At 45.9% G+C, this 18,828-nt stretch carries 15 protein-coding genes; 5 read left to right on the forward strand and 10 right to left on the reverse strand.

The features are described from left to right. Window positions 1–28 precede the first annotated feature (28 nt). Both ACQEXP_RS01370 and ACQEXP_RS01375 read right to left on the reverse strand, forming a co-directional pair. A complete protein-coding gene (locus ACQEXP_RS01370) occupies window positions 29–1,501 on the reverse strand; it encodes a C69 family dipeptidase (protein WP_269376919.1) in 1,473 nt (490 codons plus the stop codon). Between the two features lie 198 nt (window positions 1,502–1,699). Then, on the reverse strand, window positions 1,700–2,653 hold the full coding sequence (locus ACQEXP_RS01375; RefSeq protein WP_269376942.1) for a LysR family transcriptional regulator: 954 nt from the start codon (window positions 2,651–2,653) through the stop codon (window positions 1,700–1,702). Between the two features lie 103 nt (window positions 2,654–2,756). Here ACQEXP_RS01375 and ACQEXP_RS01380 point away from each other — a divergent pair, with 103 nt between their 5' ends. Beyond that, on the forward strand, window positions 2,757–4,097 hold the full coding sequence (locus ACQEXP_RS01380; protein ID WP_426967683.1) for an MATE family efflux transporter: 1,341 nt from the start codon (window positions 2,757–2,759) through the stop codon (window positions 4,095–4,097). A gap of 37 nt (window positions 4,098–4,134) precedes the next feature. After that, window positions 4,135–4,617: a hypothetical protein gene (locus tag ACQEXP_RS01385; protein ID WP_426967685.1), complete on the forward strand. Its 483-nt coding sequence runs from the start codon at window positions 4,135–4,137 to the stop codon at window positions 4,615–4,617. On the opposite strand, the gene ACQEXP_RS01390 is transcribed toward ACQEXP_RS01385, so the two are convergent. Then, window positions 4,574–5,581: a substrate-binding domain-containing protein gene (locus ACQEXP_RS01390; RefSeq protein ID WP_426967687.1), complete on the reverse strand. Its 1,008-nt coding sequence runs from the start codon at window positions 5,579–5,581 to the stop codon at window positions 4,574–4,576. The genes ACQEXP_RS01385 and ACQEXP_RS01390 overlap by 44 nt on opposite strands. Window positions 5,582–5,811: 230 nt before the next feature. Here ACQEXP_RS01390 and ACQEXP_RS01395 point away from each other — a divergent pair, with 230 nt between their 5' ends. Beyond that, a complete protein-coding gene (locus ACQEXP_RS01395) occupies window positions 5,812–6,729 on the forward strand; it encodes an aminoimidazole riboside kinase (protein WP_426967689.1) in 918 nt (305 codons plus the stop codon). Between the two features lie 50 nt (window positions 6,730–6,779). On the opposite strand, the gene ACQEXP_RS01400 is transcribed toward ACQEXP_RS01395, so the two are convergent. Together ACQEXP_RS01400 and ACQEXP_RS01405 are read right to left on the reverse strand one after the other, a co-directional pair. Next, the gene (locus ACQEXP_RS01400) at window positions 6,780–8,414 is read right to left on the reverse strand and encodes a glycoside hydrolase family 32 protein (protein ID WP_426967691.1); all 1,635 of its coding nucleotides are present in this window, start codon (window positions 8,412–8,414) and stop codon (window positions 6,780–6,782) included. Between the two features lie 152 nt (window positions 8,415–8,566). Then, the gene (locus ACQEXP_RS01405; RefSeq protein WP_426967693.1) at window positions 8,567–9,559 is read right to left on the reverse strand and encodes a LacI family DNA-binding transcriptional regulator; all 993 of its coding nucleotides are present in this window, start codon (window positions 9,557–9,559) and stop codon (window positions 8,567–8,569) included. A 245-nt stretch (window positions 9,560–9,804) separates the two neighbouring features. Between ACQEXP_RS01405 and ACQEXP_RS01410 the strand changes: the two genes are divergently transcribed. Further along, window positions 9,805–11,244: a sucrose-specific PTS transporter subunit IIBC gene (locus ACQEXP_RS01410; protein WP_426967695.1), complete on the forward strand. Its 1,440-nt coding sequence runs from the start codon at window positions 9,805–9,807 to the stop codon at window positions 11,242–11,244. A 168-nt stretch (window positions 11,245–11,412) separates the two neighbouring features. On the opposite strand, the gene pheT is transcribed toward ACQEXP_RS01410, so the two are convergent. After that, window positions 11,413–13,818, reverse strand: coding sequence for a phenylalanine--tRNA ligase subunit beta (gene pheT / locus ACQEXP_RS01415; protein WP_426967696.1), 2,406 nt, complete (start codon window positions 13,816–13,818; stop codon window positions 11,413–11,415). Window positions 13,819–13,836: 18 nt separating this feature from the next. Further along, window positions 13,837–14,820: a phenylalanine--tRNA ligase subunit alpha gene (gene pheS, locus ACQEXP_RS01420; protein ID WP_138970371.1), complete on the reverse strand. Its 984-nt coding sequence runs from the start codon at window positions 14,818–14,820 to the stop codon at window positions 13,837–13,839. Window positions 14,821–15,078: 258 nt separating this feature from the next. On the opposite strand from pheS, the gene ACQEXP_RS01425 reads away from it, so the two are divergent. Continuing rightward, a complete protein-coding gene (locus tag ACQEXP_RS01425; RefSeq protein WP_426967698.1) occupies window positions 15,079–15,561 on the forward strand; it encodes a GNAT family N-acetyltransferase in 483 nt (160 codons plus the stop codon). Here the strand turns inward: ACQEXP_RS01425 and ACQEXP_RS01430 are convergent. The 3 genes from ACQEXP_RS01430 to ACQEXP_RS01440 all read right to left on the reverse strand — a co-directional run bounded on the left by ACQEXP_RS01430 (window position 15,556) and on the right by ACQEXP_RS01440 (window position 18,816). After that, entirely contained in the window at window positions 15,556–16,680 is a 1,125-nt protein-coding gene (locus ACQEXP_RS01430; protein ID WP_269376930.1) for a GGDEF domain-containing protein, read from the reverse strand. The genes ACQEXP_RS01425 and ACQEXP_RS01430 overlap by 6 nt on opposite strands. Before the next feature lie 193 nt (window positions 16,681–16,873). Beyond that, the gene (locus tag ACQEXP_RS01435) at window positions 16,874–18,055 is read right to left on the reverse strand and encodes a hypothetical protein (RefSeq protein WP_426967700.1); all 1,182 of its coding nucleotides are present in this window, start codon (window positions 18,053–18,055) and stop codon (window positions 16,874–16,876) included. A gap of 8 nt (window positions 18,056–18,063) precedes the next feature. Continuing rightward, window positions 18,064–18,816, reverse strand: coding sequence for an outer membrane lipoprotein-sorting protein (locus tag ACQEXP_RS01440; protein WP_426968026.1), 753 nt, complete (start codon window positions 18,814–18,816; stop codon window positions 18,064–18,066). Window positions 18,817–18,828: the final 12 nt, after the last annotated feature.

Genomic DNA, 18,828 nt, shown 5'->3' on the forward strand with positions numbered 1-18,828 from the left:
TTACGCTCCGTTTTTGTTTTTTCACGTCTTATAAGCTCATAATTTTTTTGAACTCTTCTTCAGAATACTTCTTCTCAGTGCTCTTGGTTAAGTCTGTCATCATCTTATATCTAAGTTCAGTCGCCATACTTAACGTACGCTTAAGCTGCCCATAAGAGTAATCTGAGGCCATGTTCAGCGCCGCTTGTTTGTCGGTTTTGTACATGCTAGTCAGCGTTTGATCTAAATGATTCACTTGTTTATAGAGCTGATTTTCCTCTTCGTCCCATGTCGCTTTTAAGATCGGTAGATACTTATCTGGATTGGCAGACGCTAATGCCGTTAAGCTTCGGAACTGCCAATAGGCAGAATCATCACTATATGTATCATCACCCACTTTGAACGCTTTAGGGTACTGGTGCAATGTGGAATATAGCGGCACTAAAACTGATTCAGGTAACACACCAAAGCTCTGCCAAATTACCCCTTGCAGTTCATCCGGCATATTTGGTCGCAATTGAATAATATGCGACTCTAGCTGACGTTCGACCCGAATTGGTCGTTCCGCCTTGCCCTCTAGCGCCGTCCCATCGAAAGTCGCGCTCAACACTTCCGCGACATCTTTCACCGAGATTTTCTCGTCAGGCTTCATAAACAGCGGGTACTGTGCAAGTCGACTTTGTTGGTACTTAGACGGAGTGAGCATCTTTTGTCCTAACCATTCGCGGTCAATATTGTACTCATCCCCTATCACACCAAAGGCTTTGGCGAAATTGAACGACTTTTTGTCAGCCTTATCTAGAAGCTTATGCTGCTCAACAAACTCGAAGATACCTTTTGAATGTAAAACATCTTTATTGTCTAAGTTCACACCGTGTATGCGCAGACCATTAGCGATCATCGCATAGCTATCATCCGGTACTTTTACCGCTATCCAGTGGTGACCTGAACCGATTTCAAACAACCAAGCTTCGTTGATGTCAGCGATGTAGAGGCTGTTGCCCTCACCTGCGCCATAGGTTTCAATATACTGACCAAGCAGCTCGACTGCTTGCTTGGCATTCTCCGCTTGAGGAAGAATTAATGTAGGAATAATCGCTTCAATAACCCCCTTCTCAACCAGAGGATCCACTTTGGCGACCGTATCGTTTACCTCAGCGCTTGTCGTCGCGGAGATAGCGACATTGTGCTCATTGATACCACGCTCTTCATAGAACTTGCCATCACTATCGACGGTTTTCGCATCCCAGTCAGGGATCGCAGAGTAGGCATAAAAGTGCTTCGGCATCGGCACAACCAAGCCATTGCCGAGTTTCCAATCGCCTTCTTGGTTATCTTGCGCTGGTCGATACTCTAGGTATTTATTCCAGTTGTTGACACCGAAGTCTTCGTTACGCGCAATCATTATACTGCCATCGCTAGAAGCTCCTTTGCCGACGATAAGACCAGTACAGGCAATTGCATTACCACTTAATGCGACAGCGACAGCCGTTGCTAGAAAAGACACAGACCATGTTTTCATCTTAATTCTCCGCATATGAAACGAGATAGAACCTAAGTTCACGTCAGTTGTATTTGCAGGTATTTTTATTGTCGTAATAGGAACTGAGTGTACTTAGCATTAGGTGGGAATTTTCTTTCACTCGTCACATTAATAACAAATTAAAATGAGAGTAATTATTTGAAAAATATGCAATTTTTGCATAATTCTCGGTATTATTTAAAGGTCAACTTTGCCAGTACTCCAGCGAAACTTGGTACACAATTGTTTAAGCTCTGCCACTTCAGATGCGGTTTGTGACACCAACCAGTCCAAAATTTCATTGGCAATTGGGGTATAATTTTTTTGATAACAATAGTATTGCCAGTCACTATGCTGTAAAGCAATCGCCTCTGGGCATTTGAGAAACTTTCGTTTGAGTTCAGGTAATACCAATAGCAGATCCGTCACAGTCACGCCCTGTCCAGATAGACATGCACTTAACGCCAAATCTAAACTAAAAAAGACGGTATCGCGTCCCTGCTTTTTGCCTTTCAGATCCGCATTAGCAAGCCACAGTTTCCAGTCTTGGTGATCAAGCGTGGCATGTAGATGAGGGAGTTTAAGCACATCTTCAATCTGAATGCTCTTATCTGATAATAATTCAGCGTATACAGGTGCCATATATTCCGCTCGCAAGAAGCTCACACCTGGCTTGCCAATATAGCGTTCACGCTTGCGGCTATTGATGATTAATAGATCGCAATCTTCATGTTCAAGTATCGGATCTTCTTCAATTGAGGGGATGATAACTATCTCATGTTCAGGATATTTTTCGTTGAGCAGAGCAACATTGGGCATCAAAACACGCGTGGCATAGCTAAGGGCACTCTTTATGACGATGCGTTTTTTTGTCGGTGCTTTCCACTGTGCAATCAGGGAGTCTAACTGATGGAAGTTATTACTCAGTATCTGATAAAGATCTCGGCCCTGTTCAGTTAATTCGATCGAGCGATGTTTACGAATCAACAGCGAAACCGTCAGCTCCTCTTCAAGCTGTTTTATCTGCCGGCTGACAGCACTTTGAGTTACGTTGAGCTCATCCGCTGCTCTGGTAAAACTCATCAAACGAGCCACCACTTCGAACACCTTTAGTGCATTGTGTGAGTAAGGAAGATTTGAATAAGGTGTCATCACTTTTCCCATGATCTGAACTCATGCCAGAGTGACATAAATGTCATTTGAATGCCAGTTGGATAATCATTACCTTTATGTGATACCGATCACGAGGCGCACCATGAAAAAAATACTCTCCCTAGCGATACCACTGATTATTTCGCAGATGATATCAATGGCATTGGTTCTAACCGATGTTTGGATGATGTCGCGATTAAGTGTATCCGCGATTGCCGCAGGAGGATTAGGCGCGTCTATCTACTCTTTTGTCTTCATTGTTGCCGGTAGCACTGTAGGTTGTGTCGCTAACCTAGTGGCCATTGCTTATGGGCAGCGCGTTGCACGTCCTGAATTTGGTAATCAGCAAATTCGCCTTGCGGTGAAAGGTGCTGTACTGCTTTCGCTGGTTCTAAGTGTTGTTCTCACGGTGAGTTTTGCTTTTGTACCTCAGCTATTATCGCTCGCTAACCAACCAGCAGAGTTATCCGATCTAGCGATGCAATATGTCGATACCCTCAAATGGGCAATGCTTCCATCACTATTGCTTCTGGTACTGCGCGGCCTCACCAGTGCTTTTGGCAATGTCCGTTCGATCATGGTGATGTCTCTACTGACGGTCATACTGAATGTGCCTATCAGCTACTTACTCGCCTTCACTTTTGATCTGGGACTGGCTGGCCTTGGAGCGGGTACAGCTCTAGCGGCAGTTATTGTCATGATCGTCTATGGTCGTTGGGTATTCAAACGCCCAGAGTTCGCCTCTTTTGCCCCTTGGCTCAATCGCCATGAGTACTCCTTATCGCTGCTAACCCCTCTTCTCGCAATGGGCTTACCTATTGCGTTAGCGGCTCTACTGGAGCACGGGTTAATTTATGGCGGGACATTAATGGCAGGTACCATAAGCATTGCCGCTTTAGCGCTGCATCAAATACTGCTGCAATGTCTTAGTTTTACTTGGAATATCAACTTTGGTTTTTCTCAGGCAGCGGCGATTTTGGTTGGTCAAGACTTCGGAGCAGAGAATTATGATGGTATCAAGCGCACCGTGCTGCGTAGCTTTGGCCTAACCACGATTTTGAGTATCGTACTTGCGGGAGGCTTTATGCTTTGGCCTGAAGCGATTGCCGCCATGTTTAACCTAGATGCTGAGCTGACTCAATTGCTGACCATGGTACTTTGGGTGGTTGCATTGTCATTTATTGTGGATGCTTGGCAGTTGCTCGCAATCAATCTGCTGCGTGGAATGAAAATTGTCGTTGCACCAACCATTATGACGGCTATCGGTTACTGGTTGTTCGGACTGCCTGCGGCTTGGTTACTGATGCCAGAGCATCAGCTCGCTGGCATTTGGGGAGGAATTGGTATCGGCCTTGGCGTCACTGGTGTATTGTTGCTTGTTCAACTGCTTATGGCGATTCGAAAACAGCGCTCATCCGAACCTCTTGCGATGGCAATGAGCTAAACGCTACACTTAACGCTCATTCCCACAGAGCAACGTAATGACCGACCTAGAGTTAGAATTTGAGCATATTTATTTGGAAGTCCGCGCTGAGCGTTGGCAGCAAATAGAGCGATTTTTGCTAAGCTACTACTGCTATCAGCACGACTTTACCAGCAAACAAGGTAAGCCAGACTGGGAACAATTGCGTGCGAACTCTCCCCGTTCAAATAAGTTTTCGTCTTTAAGCGAATCGGTGGTTGAGCCCGCTGTCCCTCTCGCGGTTATTGTTGGCGAAATAAAACGTTATTGGCGCGATGGTGAACTCACGCCATCGACGTTACAACGACTACTGGATAGCTTGCTGCATTACGTTGTTATCACTCGTTCAGAGCAACAAGCTCTTAAAAAGGCACGCTTACAAAATGCCATGCCTATCGAGTGGTATCGAGATAAGCACCGCCCATGGCAAGCACGCTTGGAGGCAGTGAACATAACGATCAATCACTCACGCGCCGAAAATGAATTTTCGCTGGTAAAATAACATCTTGTGCCCCCAAATGTGGGTCACTAAGCAAAGACTTGCCTGCCTCAAACAAAGCAGATGCAATCGCAGTGCAATCCTGCTCTATTGAATCAATTTTGATTGGCAGACAATCAAGAATGTCATCGTTATCGAAAGTCGCAATACGAATACCACTATCAAGCAGTTTATGTTGAGTCAGATAACGTAATACCCCTTCGAGCAGTGAATAAGACGCGGTAAATACCGCCTTTGGAGGCCGTCCCAACTGAATCATCGCTTGCTCAAACATCTCATAACCCGATCTTGGCTGATAGTCTTTGCTAAACACATGCTCAGCCACAAAATGAACTCCGGCTTTCGCCAATCCAGATTGAAAGCCTGCAAAACGCTCTTTACTTGGCGAGAGTTCTAGCTGACCACCGATGTAAACGCATTCGTTTACGCCTTCAACTAAGCGTTCAACAAGCTGCTCAGTGGCACCTTTCGCATCGGTTTTAATCTTGGTGAAGGGACTTTGATTTAATACACGGTCAAATAAGATAACAGGTGTTGTTTGACGGACTTGCTGTAACACGGTGTCATCCACCATAGAAGTTGCAATCAACAGCAAATCAACTTGGCGGTCAACCAAACTCTCTACCGCTGCTTTCTCCAACTGAGGGTCATCTTCAGATGAGGCAATCAGTAACTGATAACCGCTGGCACGACAAAGTTGTTCAAGACTCTTCGCAATTCGCGCAAAACCCATATTCGCTAAATCAGGAATCACCAAGCCGGCAGTAAAGGTCTTTTGTGATTTGAGCGCTCTGGCATAGATGCTCGGCGTATAGTTATTCGCCTGAGCAATTTGCTCTACCTTTTCAACCGTAGCCTGATTGATACGGTGCTTTTTTGCATGCCCATTAAGGACGAAACTGACCGTCGATTTCGACACTCCCGCCAACTTTGCGATGTCGGCCAATTTGAGTTTTTTGTTGGTCATGATTGTTCAGCCCATCCTTTCAATGAATACCATCTGACTACCTATCCAAGCGCCAAGCATACTACCAATTCCTGCTCACCCATACTGACACTTCTGCTGATCGGAAAAAAGATCGTTTACGATCACAAATTCTCTCACAATGTCGTAAGTATAGTCATTTTACCTACATAGCTAAACCGTTTTAGCTATATAATTAGCTCTACATCATTTGACAATCTGAGGTAATACTAATGAACAGAGTTTGGTTGACTGGCGATGCGGTTGTAGACCTTATTCCAGATACAGATACGACCTATTTAAAATGCCCCGGTGGCGCTCCGGCCAATGTCGCTGTCGCCATCGCACGACTGAATGGTCTACCTGCCTTTTTCGGTCGAGTCGGTCAAGATCCTCTCGGGCGCTTTATGCAACAGACCCTGGCACGCGAAAATGTCGACACTGAGTTTCTGATACTAGATAGCGATCAACGTACCTCAACAGTCATTGTTGATCTCGACGATTCGGGTGAACGCAGCTTTACCTTTATGGTTAAACCCAGTGCTGATCAGTTCTTGCAGCCAAATGATGTTCCTACATTTAAATCAGGAGAATGGCTGCACGTCTGCTCTATCGCTTTAGCCAATGAGCCAAGCCGAAGCACGACTTTGTCTGCCATGCGTCAGATTAAATCGGTCGGTGGTTTTGTCAGCTTTGATCCTAATCTGCGCGAAGAAGTGTGGGCGAACCCAGATGAGATGAAACCGATCGTCAATCAAGCCATTGCCCTAGCCGATGTGGTCAAATTCTCTGATGATGAGTTGCTCTACCTGACCGATACCGATTCACTAGAGGCTGGATTGAAAGCAATTGAAAGCTACAACAATACTCTAGTGTTGGTTACCCAAGGCGCGAAAGGCGCTTTAGTCGTATTTAACGGTCACCAGCGTTTACTGGCTGGTCAGGCAGTTACACCGATTGATACCACCGGCGCTGGCGACGCTTTCGTTGGTGGCTTACTGGCAAAACTTTCTCAAAGCAGTGATTGGGCGACGCAAGAAACCATTGATTCAGCGGTTGTTTGGGCAAATGGTTGCGGTGCGTTAGCGACAACTCAAAAAGGCGCTATGACGGCTCTACCCACACAGCAACAACTGCTCGACTATATCTAGCAAGCCTTATAAAACCCCAAATGATAAATTTGGGGTTTTATTGCTATCGATTAACACACAACCTTAAATGGTGCCGCGCTCGGATTGAGCTTCTTAATGGTCACTGGTGAACATGCGCCATGGAGAGAAATGCTCGTGGCATCAGAGGCAGTAAAGACACGAGATGTCATCACCGCGTCACCGTGGTTAACAAATATCTCAACCGAAGAGTTATCTGCCAAGATCCTCAGATTTATGCGCTCAGACTGCACTGGGAGTTCTCGGATAGTATCCTGAGCTCGGTTAAGTGTGTTCGAACGATCTAGAATCAAACGCGACTTTTCCATATCAGCATGCACAATCAGCTTATGCTCACTGCCCTCAAATAGATTCAAAGTCGCCCCCCATTCCAACTCGATACTCAGATCATACGATTTGGTCTTGAGATCATAAGGTTCGTTTGTGAGCTCAATTCTGCACTTGGACGCCACTAAACGATCAAGTTCGCCTATCGGCCACTGGATTAACTTGCCCTCTTTGACGCTTAACTCTCTCATTGCAGTGAGCTGGTGTATCCAACCATTCTCTACACTAGGCTGATCCACCTCATCTGGTAATCCCATCCAAGCACACAAAATCCGACGGCCGTCAGGCGTTAGCATGGTTTGGGGAGCGTAAAAGTCGAAACCATAATCCAGATAGGCAAATTCCCCAAAATCGATACCTTGTTGATTGTTCCAGTTCGCTTTCACAATCCCATTGTGGTGAGGAACCGTATTATGCGGCGACAATGATTGAATGCCTTGTGGCCCGATAATGAGATAGTGTTGTTCATCGAGTATGAACATATCTGGGCATTCCCACATATAACCGAAGTCACCCAACTCTGCACCATACAGACCATCAAATTGCCAATTTTCCAGATCATTCGAGCGATACAGCGCGATGCGGCCTTTTAACTCCGTTGTCTGCGCACCGAGTAACATTAGCCACTCTTGGTTGTAACGGATGATTTTAGGATCGCGGATATGTGGCGTGACACCATCAGGTAGTTCAGAAATAACCGGACCACGTTTTACGAAGTTACGTCCGTCGCTTGAAACCGCAACGCACTGCGTCGTATGCCGGTCACGTTGCTGACCAATGCGAGTATTGCCGGTATAAAACAGCATCAGTTGTTCATTGTGGCTAACAGCATGGCCAGAAAATACGCCATGAGAATCAAACCAATCCGAAGGAGTAAGAACAACGGACTGCCAACTCCAATTGATCAAATCCGTGCTGGTTAGATGAACCCAATGCTTATCCTTGTGCTGGCAAGCATGCGGGTACCACTGATAAAACAAATGATACTCACCGTTATGATAGAGGAAACCATTGGGGTCATTGAGAAGCCCGCTTGGCGGTGAAATGTGCCACTCAGGCCGGTAAGGACACTCAGTAGGTATCGTACGCTTAGTTAAGCGGCTCTGCTGACGATCAGCAATTACCTGGCCAATTTCGAGCAGCTCGTTACGACTTATTGACTCTGGTCTATCGAATACCAGTTGATACTCACCCAATACATTCGTCACCTCGTAGGGGTATTCACCTAGAGTGATCAAATCTATTTCAGCGACAGAGAAAATCAGCTTGTCCTCAGGAGCCAGTACCCGAGTTATGTTGTTTTTGCCTCCGCATAGGGAGAAATAGTGCGCAATGGACATCAAAACTTACCTAAAAAATTGGGAACGTTTGCAAAACTACATTATCAACAACCAAACTACAAGATACATTACGGTCTCAATGCGGATTCTCTGTGATCACAGGCACAAAAAAACCTAGCTCAAGCTAGGTTTAAGTATATGGCCTCGTTAAGTTACTTACAGGTATCACGAGAGATATTTTGGAAAGTTAGCACAACCTTACTCATCACTTGTGGTGCACCATCAATTAACTCAAGTAGCATCTTTGCTCCACTTTCTCCAGCTTTATCAAAAGCATAGTTAAACGTTGAAAGACTTGGAGAGTTGATATAGCCCAACTCATCATTCCCCACCCCGAGTACTTTCACTTCCTTGCCGACGTCAATATCTGCCTCTTTAAGCGCCTTGATAGCCCCTACGGCGATTCGGTCAGTCGCACAGAATACGCCATCCATTGTTGGATACTCGTGGATAAGCTGCTTCATATTGGCGTAACCAGACTCAATGCTAAATTCGCCATGGCAGTGAAACAGTAGCTCATTCGCCTGACTCATTGCCAAAGCTTGTTTTAAGCCTTCAGAACGAAGTTTGTCGACTGCAAGGTCAGTATCAGGCACACCAATAAAGCCGATATTCTTACAACCCGCAGCCAGTAGGCGATTACCCGCTTCAAACCCTACACGTAGATCATCGTGAACGACACTGGGAATATTGAACAGAGAACCATCCTGACCAACCAGTACTACGGGTGATTTTGACTGATTAATCGCCATAACCAACTGCTGATCAATATGAGTAGCATAGAGGACAATGCCTTCTACCCTTTTTTGATTAAACAATTGAATGTATTCAATTTCTTTATCACCAGACTGTTGGGTACTGGCAAGTAAAACCTGCTTTCCAGCTTGCTCAAATATACGACTTAAGCCATCGACGCCCTGAGCGGTGGCGTTTGAAGATACCCGAGGAACAATCACACCCACTAGGTTCGTTTTTTGCGATTTTAGATCTTTAGCGACTTGGTTGACGACATAACCTACCTCTTCCACCGCTTTCATCACCTTAACTTTGGTGGCTTTTTTTACTCCATACTCGTTATTAATGACCCGAGATACGGTAGATTTTGAGACTCCAGCCAATTTTGCGACGTCATGTAAACTTGCCATGAAAGAAAGCCTTAATAAGTTATTGGGATTGTTTGCAAAAACTAGCAGATTTTGGCACAAAATCCACTTTGCCCAAACGGTTTAGCAAAATAATTTAGCAGATCTAGTTCACATAAAGCCACACTATACTTTGACTGAATGAGATTGATCGAAAAGAATCACTTTTGCAAACGTTCCCAAAAGAGTCATTCTCGCTCTTGTGAACGATTAAATACATAAGCTACAGATAATATTCGGGGTTTGGAATGAACTATCCAATAATTACAAAAGAGCTGCTGGAACTGCTTGGCGGTAAAGACAACCTTCAAGCGCTCGCCCACTGTGCGACACGCCTTCGTTTAGCACTCAAAGACGAATCGCTCATTAATGAAGAAAAGATCAGTAACTTAGATGGTGTTAAAGGCCAGTTTAAGGTTGCTGGCCAATATCAGATCATTTTCGGTTCTGGTATCGTCAATCAAGTTTACGCTGAAATGGCTAAGCTTACAGGAATGACCGAGATGTCAACGAATGACGTCGCCAGTGCTGGAGCTCAAAAGCAGAACATTGTTCAGCGCGCGGTCAAAGGTTTATCCGATATCTTCGTACCCATCATTCCTGCCATTGTTGCTGGTGGTCTGTTAATGGGTATTTTCAACTTGCTCACTGCGCAAGGACTCTTCATCGAAGGTCAATCTCTGATTGAAGCCAATCCTGGTCTCGCCGATCTTGCAAGTATGATCAATACCTTCGCTAACGCTCCTTTTGTCTATCTTCCTGTTCTGTTAGCTTTCTCTGCCAGCAAAAAGTTCGGTGGCAACCCGTTCCTTGGTGCCGCACTGGGTATGTTAATGGTACACCCTGACCTGCTCAATGGCTGGGGCTTTGGTGGTGCCAGCGTAGCGGGAACAATCCCTACTTGGAATATTTTTGGTTTCGAGATCCAAAAAGTCGGTTACCAAGGGTCCGTATTGCCTGTACTTGTCTCCGCATTCATTCTAGCAAAAGTGGAAAATGGGCTACGTAAAGTTATTCCTTCGGTTCTCGACAACCTGCTTACCCCCATGCTTGCGATTTTCATCACTGGCTTCCTTACATTTACACTCGTTGGCCCTATCACACGTGATATCGGCTTCCTTCTTGGTGATGGATTAAACTGGCTTTATGATTCAGCAGGCTTCATCGGTGGTGCACTATTTGGATTTATCTACGCTCCATTTGTCATCACAGGGATGCACCATAGCTTTATCGCCATCGAAACACAGCTTCTCGCCGATATTGCAGTGACTGGCGGTACCTTTATCTTCCCAATTGCTGCTATGTCTAACATTGCTCAAGGCGCAGCCGCACTGGCCGTAGGCTTCACCACCAAAGACATTAAGTTGAAAGGCATTGCGATGCCGTCAGGTGTGACGGCTTTACTTGGCATTACTGAACCCGCGATGTTCGGCGTTAACCTGAAACTGCGTTATCCATTTATTGCCGCTATTCTAGGTGCTGCATGTGCTAGTGCCTTTATCACTCTTTTCAATGTCAAGGCTCAAGCGTTAGGTGCAGCGGGTCTACCTGGTGTTATCTCTATCGTCCCTGACAAACTAGGCTACTACATTGCGGGTATGGCTATCTCATTTGTGGTTGCATTCGGTCTCACTCTGGTGCTTGGTGCTCGCGAACGGATCAAGTCAGCAAACACTGCAACTGCATAAACGGCTTTACGCGGTCCCCCTGTAGCCAAAGCTTGTTTTTGGCTCCGCCCCACTTAACCGTGGGGCATTTTCGTTGGTTCGATTTGCGCTCTCTTTCTACTGTAGCAACATAAAAAAATGCCACTGGCTTACGCTAGTGGCATTTTTTATTACTTCACTATAAGGAGATTAATCGCGCAGTGTTGCGCCAAATTTCTCTGATACGTGAGCAACGATTGTGTCAACTGCGCCTGCAATGTCCGCATCTTCTAGTGTGCGTTCTACAGATTGTAGTGTAAGCGCAATAGCTAGGCTCTTCTTGCCTTCTTCTACGCCTTTACCGACGTAAACGTCAAACAGACGAGCATCTTTCAGGAATTCACCACCCTGCTCTAGACAGGCTGCAACGATGTCACCAGAAGCGATCGCTTCGTCAACAACAACAGCGATGTCGCGGCGGTTTGATGGGAACTTTGAAAGCTGAACCGCTTCTGGGATCACTTTAGTGCTAATTGCATTCCATTCTACTTCGAACACAATAGTGCGGCCGTTTAGACCAAACTTACGCTCTAGCTCTGGGTGAACAGTACCGATAACACCAATTTGCTTGCCATCAACAATGATCGCCGCAGACTGACCTGGGTGAAGCGCTGGATTCGCAGCTTTATCTTCAGCTGATAGCGCAGCAAAAGAGTAAATGCTTTGGTTAGCAGTTAGCTCAAGTACAGCTTCTAGATCGCCTTTCAGGTCGAAGAAATCAACAGTGTTGGTCGCGATATCCCAGTGCTCTTCGCTGCGAGTACCCGCAATAACACCAGCCAGCATTGGCTCCTGACGCATACCATTTTCAGCAGATTCACATGGAATGAAACGCAGACCGTATTCAAACAAGCGAACACGTGGTTGTTGGCGTTTCTGGTTATGAACAACAGTGTTCAGAAGGCCTTGAATGAGACCTAGACGCATCGCTGACATATCCGCTGAAATAGGGAAAGGCAGGATTAATGGTTCAATACCCGGAACGATAAGTTTCTGCTGCTCTGGCTCAACGAAGCTATAGGTAATCGCTTCTTGGTAACCACGATCAACCAGTAGATTACGAACGCGTTTTAGCGGAATGTTTGCTTCAACGTGATCGTGCATCTTAAGTGCCGCCACTGGATTTTGGTTAGGGATGTTGTCGTAACCGTAGATACGACCCACTTCTTCAACCAAATCTTGCTCAATGGCAATGTCAAAACGCCAAGTTGGAGCTGTTGCCGTCCAACCAGATTCAGTAGTTGCCACTGTTAGGCCTAGGCGCTCTAGAATTTCAACAACATCACTGTCAGCGATGTGGTGGCCTAATAGACTGTCTAGTTTGGTACGACGCAACGCTACTGTATTTGCCTTAGGCAGGTCCGCTTGCGACTCAACTGCAACCACTGGAGCAACTTCACCACCACAGATCTCAACAAGTAACTCTGTTGCACGCTCCATTGCGCTTGCTTGTAGAGCATAATCCACACCGCGCTCAAAACGCATTGAAGAATCCGTGTGCAGACCGTAGCTACGCGCGCGACCACGGATGTGATCTGGAGCGAAGAACGCACACTCTAGCAGCACGTCTTTGGTTTCAGACGTCACACCAGATTGTTCACCACCAAAGATGCCAGCAATCGCTAGCGCTTTGTTGTGGTCAGCGACAACAAGAGTATCGGCGTTAAGTTCAGCTTCAGTGCCGTCTAGAAGCGTTAGCTTCTCGCCCTGTTCCGCCAAACGAACCACGATACCGCCGTCGATCTTAGCAAGATCGAATGCGTGCATCGGTTGACCTTGCTCTAGAAGAACAAAGTTAGTGATATCGACCACTGGATCAATAGAACGGATGCCACAACGACGCAGTTTTTCTTGCATCCAAAGTGGCGTTTCCGCTTGCACGTTTACGTTTTTAATCACACGACCTAGGTAACGAGGACACGCCGCTGGCGCTTTCACTTCGATAGAAACTTGATCGTCGATAACTGGAGCAACAGGGTTTACTGCTGGCTCAGTGACATCAGCACGGTTAAGAACGCCCACTTCACGAGCCATACCACGAATGCTGAAACAGTCCGCTCGGTTTGCCGTTAGGTCAACGTCTACTGTCACGTCATCTAGTGCTAGGAATTCACGGAAATCAGTACCAATTACCGCATCTTCCGCCAGTTCCATAATGCCATCTGATTCTACGTCAATGCCTAGCTCAGAGAATGAGCACAGCATGCCATGTGATGGTTGACCACGTAGTTTGGCTTTCTTGATTTTGAAATCACCTGGTAGCACAGCACCAACCGTTGCAACTGCAACCTTGATGCCTTGACGACAGTTAGACGCGCCACAAACGATGTCCAACAGTTCTTCTGCACCAACATCGACTTTAGTAACACGTAGCTTGTCTGCGTCTGGGTGCTGACCGCACTCAACCACTTGACCAACTTTAACGCCAGTGAAAGAACCCGCTACCGGTAGGACGTCGTCTACTTCTAGACCCGCCATAGTGATTTGGTGCGTTAGTTCGTCAGTGGATACCGCAGGGTTTACCCACTCACGAAGCCATGATTCGCTGAATTTCATAGTGATGTATCCCCTGGATTACTTGAACTGTTTTAGGAAACGAAGATCGTTCTCGAAGAACGCACGTAGGTCGTTTACGCCGTAACGAAGCATAGTTAGACGTTCAACACCCATACCAAATGCAAAACCAGAGTATTTCTCAGGGTCAATTCCTACGCTGCGCAGTACGTTCGGATGAACCATGCCACAACCTAGAACTTCTAGCCATTTGCCGTTTTTACCTTTTACATCCACTTCTGCTGAAGGCTCAGTGAATGGGAAGTAAGACGGACGGAAACGAACTTCAACTTCCTCTTCAAAGAAGTTACATAGGAAGTCATGCAGGATGCCTTTTAGCTGAGCGAAGTTAACGTTCTCATCAACAAGCATACCTTCCACTTGGTGGAACATTGGCGTGTGCGTTTGGTCGTAGTCATTACGGTAAACACGGCCTGGTGCGATGAAACGGAATGGTGGTTTACCATTTTCCATCGTACGGATCTGAACGCCTGACGTATGGGTACGCAGCATTAGATCTGGATTGAAGAAGAAGGTGTCGTGATCAGTACGAGCTGGGTGATCTTCTGCGATGTTTAGCGCATCAAAGTTGTGGAATGCATCTTCAATCTCAGGACCAGACTCAGTGTTAAAGCCTAACTCACCAAAGAACTGCTCGATACGCTCTACAGTACGAGTAACAGGGTGCAAACCACCGTTCTCAATACGACGACCTGGTAGCGTTACGTCGATCGTTTCAGCAGCTAGCTTAGCTTCAAGCTCTGCACTTTGAAGTGCATCTTTACGCGCAGCAATCGCTTGCTGAACAACGCCTTTCGCTTTGTTGATCTCTTGACCAGCTTCACGGCGTTCTTCTGGTGGTAGTTTACCTAGGCTTTGAAGTTGAACAGTCAGTTCACCTTTTTTACCTAGATACTGAACACGCACTTCATCAAGTGCGACTAACGAATCTGCAGCTTCAATTGCCGCGTTCGCGTTAGCAATGATCTCTTCTAGATGTTGCATCGTTTCCTCATCTACCTACACCTATATGCAAGTCATAGGCATAAGTGGTAGTGTCCATTTTAGGTAGAGCAATTATATACTCATACCCGACAGGGATTTTGGGTCTATAAATAGCTATACATAGTAACGAATGACTGATGCAAATCCAAACTGAAATCTGCTTATTTACTGCCTTTGGGCAAAAATTCACCTCAACGCTTGATAAAAGTGTTTTTCATACCCAGTTATTTGGCATGAGAAGTATAGAAAGGAGTCACAATGACAGTAATCATCAATCCAATCCAACCAACTGATGACAGTGAGATTCGTGCAATCATTAAAGCGGTTGGCGCAGAATTTGGCGCCATTGGTGAAGGATTTGGCCCATCAGACCCTGAAGTGGATGCGATGAGCCAAAGCTACACACTGGATAAAAAGAGTCTGTATCTCGTTGCGACCATTGATGGCAAGATCGTCGGAGGCTGTGGATTAGCCCCCTTTAATCACTCGCAGCAAACCTGTGAGTTGAAAAAACTGTTCTTGTTACCAGAAAGTCGCGGTCTAGGCCTTGGTAAACAGCTAACTGAACTCTGTTTGGAGTTCGCGACGCAGCAAGGCTTCAGTGAGTGCTATTTAGATACACTCACTTCGATGAAGTCCGCTATTTCACTGTATGAAAAGCTGGGATTTACACATCTTGAGCAACCGCTAGATGGTACAGAACATAGTTCATGTGATGTCTGGATGCTAAAGAAGTTATAGCTCCATCGATATATCTGCCGCACTCGACACGCGATTGCGGCCTTCGGATTTCGAGCGATACACCGCGTTGTCGGCTTCTTTGATCAAATCATTGAAGTCGTTCATTGCAGAAGTACGCTCCCCTACACCAACGCTAATACTTCCTCTCCAAACACTTTGCCCCACTGGGACTAGCATTTGATTCACTTTGTTTCGAGTCAGTTCAGCAATGTGCATACCACCCGCTAGATCCGTGTTTGGACAAATCACAAAGAATTCGTCTCCACCTAAGCGACAAACAAGATCGTCACTTCTGAACGAGTCAGCCAACGTTTGAGCAAGCTCAACTAACAATCGGTCGCCCGCGTCATGGCCTGCGGTATCGTTCACTTGTTTAAAGTAATCGACATCGATCATGATACAAACCAGTGGTTCTTTGTTGTGTATCGATTCATGCCAGTAAGTTTTGAGTTTGCGAATAGCACAACGGCGGTTTGGCAACTTAGTCAAAGAATCCGTCAGTGACAATTCTTCAAGCTGCTTGTTGACCCTCGACAACTGCTGGGTACGCTCTAAAACCTTGTCTTCTAGGCACTGGTTAAGCTCCAGTAGCTCTTTATTTCGCTCTGACACCTGCTCAAACAGTCCATTCAGAGCTTTTAGCAACGGCTCGGTGGAGGAGTCTTGCTTTTTCTCTTCTGTTTCCCAAGCGATCTTAGGATCAACCCCCGCTTCAATCTGCTTCACCTGACGAGACATATTTTGATCAATGCCAAGTATGTGGTAAGCCAACCAATGGATAAGAAAGTTGAGTAGATGCTCAGAGGCCTTTTTATTTCCTTCATTGATAAACGCTTGCATACTCAAAATATCAGCCATAAACGCTCGGTGTATCTTGATATGCTCTTCAACATGCTTTTGATATACACCAGCGGTGCGCATCAAGTTTTCTTCTTCCTTAAAGTGGAACTCGGCGTATCGCGATAGCTCAAACAACGCTAAGCGTATATCTTGCATAGAGATGTTGTTCTGTGCGATCAGAGCACCATAGCGGTTAATGATTTCGACCAAGTATTGATGCTGTTCATCGACATCATCCAACCCTGTTTCATAACAGCTATCCCATTCAAATGATTTCATTCAACCTAGCCTTACAAATCATTCATTCCCCTTACCAATAAGGGCAATAACATAATAACCTTAACTGATTAGGGGGGATAATACATGCTTTTAACTGACGGCTAAGGGGTCTGCATCAAAAAAAGGGAACTTGATCAGCTCCCTATATTAATGGAATCAATATCACACTTAAAAAGGGTGATATAGGCACGCTTTAGAAGTAATACTCTAGCGAAAATTCGATCAAGTCATCCTTGCGGGCAAAATAGAGCAAATCGTTCGGACTTTCATTGGCGAACAGCCAAGCATTGACGTTCCATGAGAGATGATTGGTCAAACGACTCGATGCCTCTAGCTTGGCATTGTACACATCACTATGATCTAAATCCTGCGTCAAACCCACCAATACTTCCGTACTATCTTCATCATTTAGCGCAAAACGCGTACCAAGAAACAGATCGTTCTGACCAATGTTCTGCGCATTGTTACCACGGCTATCATAGAGATACTCAGCGATCAGGCCGACATCCCAGTTTGTTTCGAATGGTCCAACGATGGTGTATTCAAAGCCAGACACTAGACCAGTGTGGTGGTCTAGGCTATCTCGGTAGATGCTTTCCATTTTCCACAGCCAATCACCGACGATCCCCTGAATATCGAGACCTATCTGTTTCGCTTGTGCGTAATAAGGCTTAAGTTGCCTTTGTTCGAGTTGATAATAGGGATCTCGATTGGTGCCTTGAAAATAGCTCAAACCTACGTCCCAATCACCGTACATCTTCGAATACCTTAACGCATAATCGATATGTTGCTCTTGGCGGGAAGACTCATAATTCGCTGAATTTGAGACTGGAATGGTCGGTCTAAGTCGTCCATCTTCGCCGGCAAATGTGCGCTCTCTAAAATAGGGCAACACCATTGCGTCTAGGGTTCCCCACTCCTTAATCGACGTGAGGTGTACCATTGGCTGACCCAACTTATCTTCCCCTTCTACAGATTCAACCGCATCCGTTTGGTTAACGATGTCCACCAGATGCGCCGATTCCGTGACGCCCCAAAAAACTTTACCAATCCCAACTCGCAGCTCATAGTCATCCCAATAAGTTAAGTAGAGCGCTTCGCGGATATCGCCATGAGTCCTTTCACTATCAAGGCTATCGGCACGGTAAAACGGTACAAAGGTAAAGTCCGAGTTATCACTCACTTGCCAATAAAACTCCGGCTCAGCAACGATTGAGCTCTGTGCTTTGTTTTGTCCTTGTAGGCCATTTGAGAAAAACTGTCGGTGCTCTATGTTGATTTGTCCGGACAACTCAACCGCGTGACATTGTAACGCAATCACAGTCAGTAATCCGCTGGCCAACAATTGACCAGCATTCGTTAGTATTTGCTTCATAAATCCCCTCACTTAATACGATTGAGGATGTTTTTCTCGAAATCCTTTTCCGTCAGTCCAGTCTTAAACGCCATACTACTGGTGGTTAAGATTGTACTTTTACCCGTTTGATGATTAACCATCGCCATTGTGTGTGCTCGCCAGAACTTATCGAGGTACTGCTTGTAATCTGTGAATGCCAATGTTTTAAGCAGTGAGCCTTTACGGTCATAAAACTCTACTTTTAATGGTCGATAGTGCTGCTTATCCAACCAAACCAACTGCTTGGTGTAACCGGAGTTTTGATCTGTTGGCGTCTGTTCCAATAGATAGACTTGCGTATCATCAATGACCTGATCACCTAGATAGTTAAAGCTATACTTCTCCAGCTCAAATGAGCTCAAATCCTCATAGGCAAACTCACTCCCCATAAATGGACCCGATTTATTGCGAGATGATATACGCTTCACTCGTTTTAGCGCCGGTAGATAGAGCCATTGATCATCGGCTTCTACGCTGTGTGAGTGGTTCAAAAATGCCGTACCTTTCACGTCACGGGGTTGATCAAATATAGTCAGTCCTTTGTCTCCATCATCCGCGACTTCGAACGACTTTAGGCGCATTGCGCGCGTACTACTCTCACCCTGAGCGTTTTTCAATATCATTTCCATCGTCGCAACCGAGTCTTGCCAACCCTCATCACGGGCTTTGCGCTCTGTGGCGATTTCCAACCCACGCTCTGGTGTCGCCAAGCTTTGGCTACTCACGGCAAGTAATGTCATCAAAGTGACCGT

It is taken from the genome of Vibrio sp. TRT 1302 (genome assembly GCF_050113875.1).
Classification (GTDB): domain Bacteria; phylum Pseudomonadota; class Gammaproteobacteria; order Enterobacterales; family Vibrionaceae; genus Vibrio.

Bases quoted from the DNA above. Each gene is read 5' to 3' on its own strand.
- ACQEXP_RS01410 (WP_426967695.1), top strand. From the start codon at position 9,805: ATGAACTATCCAATAATTACAAAAGAGCTGCTGGAACTGCTTGGCGGT.
- ACQEXP_RS01400 (WP_426967691.1), bottom strand. From the start codon at position 8,414: ATGTCCATTGCGCACTATTTCTCCCTATGCGGAGGCAAAAACAACATA.
- ACQEXP_RS01425 (WP_426967698.1), top strand. From the start codon at position 15,079: ATGACAGTAATCATCAATCCAATCCAACCAACTGATGACAGTGAGATT.
- ACQEXP_RS01385 (WP_426967685.1), top strand. From the start codon at position 4,135: ATGACCGACCTAGAGTTAGAATTTGAGCATATTTATTTGGAAGTCCGC.
- pheS (WP_138970371.1), bottom strand. From the start codon at position 14,820: ATGCAACATCTAGAAGAGATCATTGCTAACGCGAACGCGGCAATTGAA.
- pheT (WP_426967696.1), bottom strand. From the start codon at position 13,818: ATGAAATTCAGCGAATCATGGCTTCGTGAGTGGGTAAACCCTGCGGTA.
- ACQEXP_RS01430 (WP_269376930.1), bottom strand. From the start codon at position 16,680: ATGAAATCATTTGAATGGGATAGCTGTTATGAAACAGGGTTGGATGAT.
- ACQEXP_RS01395 (WP_426967689.1), top strand. From the start codon at position 5,812: ATGAACAGAGTTTGGTTGACTGGCGATGCGGTTGTAGACCTTATTCCA.
- ACQEXP_RS01375 (WP_269376942.1), bottom strand. From the start codon at position 2,653: ATGACACCTTATTCAAATCTTCCTTACTCACACAATGCACTAAAGGTG.
- ACQEXP_RS01370 (WP_269376919.1), bottom strand. From the start codon at position 1,501: ATGAAAACATGGTCTGTGTCTTTTCTAGCAACGGCTGTCGCTGTCGCA.
- ACQEXP_RS01390 (WP_426967687.1), bottom strand. From the start codon at position 5,581: ATGACCAACAAAAAACTCAAATTGGCCGACATCGCAAAGTTGGCGGGA.
- ACQEXP_RS01440 (WP_426968026.1), bottom strand. From the start codon at position 18,816: ATGACATTACTTGCCGTGAGTAGCCAAAGCTTGGCGACACCAGAGCGT.
- ACQEXP_RS01405 (WP_426967693.1), bottom strand. From the start codon at position 9,559: ATGGCAAGTTTACATGACGTCGCAAAATTGGCTGGAGTCTCAAAATCT.
- ACQEXP_RS01435 (WP_426967700.1), bottom strand. From the start codon at position 18,055: ATGAAGCAAATACTAACGAATGCTGGTCAATTGTTGGCCAGCGGATTA.
- ACQEXP_RS01380 (WP_426967683.1), top strand. From the start codon at position 2,757: ATGAAAAAAATACTCTCCCTAGCGATACCACTGATTATTTCGCAGATG.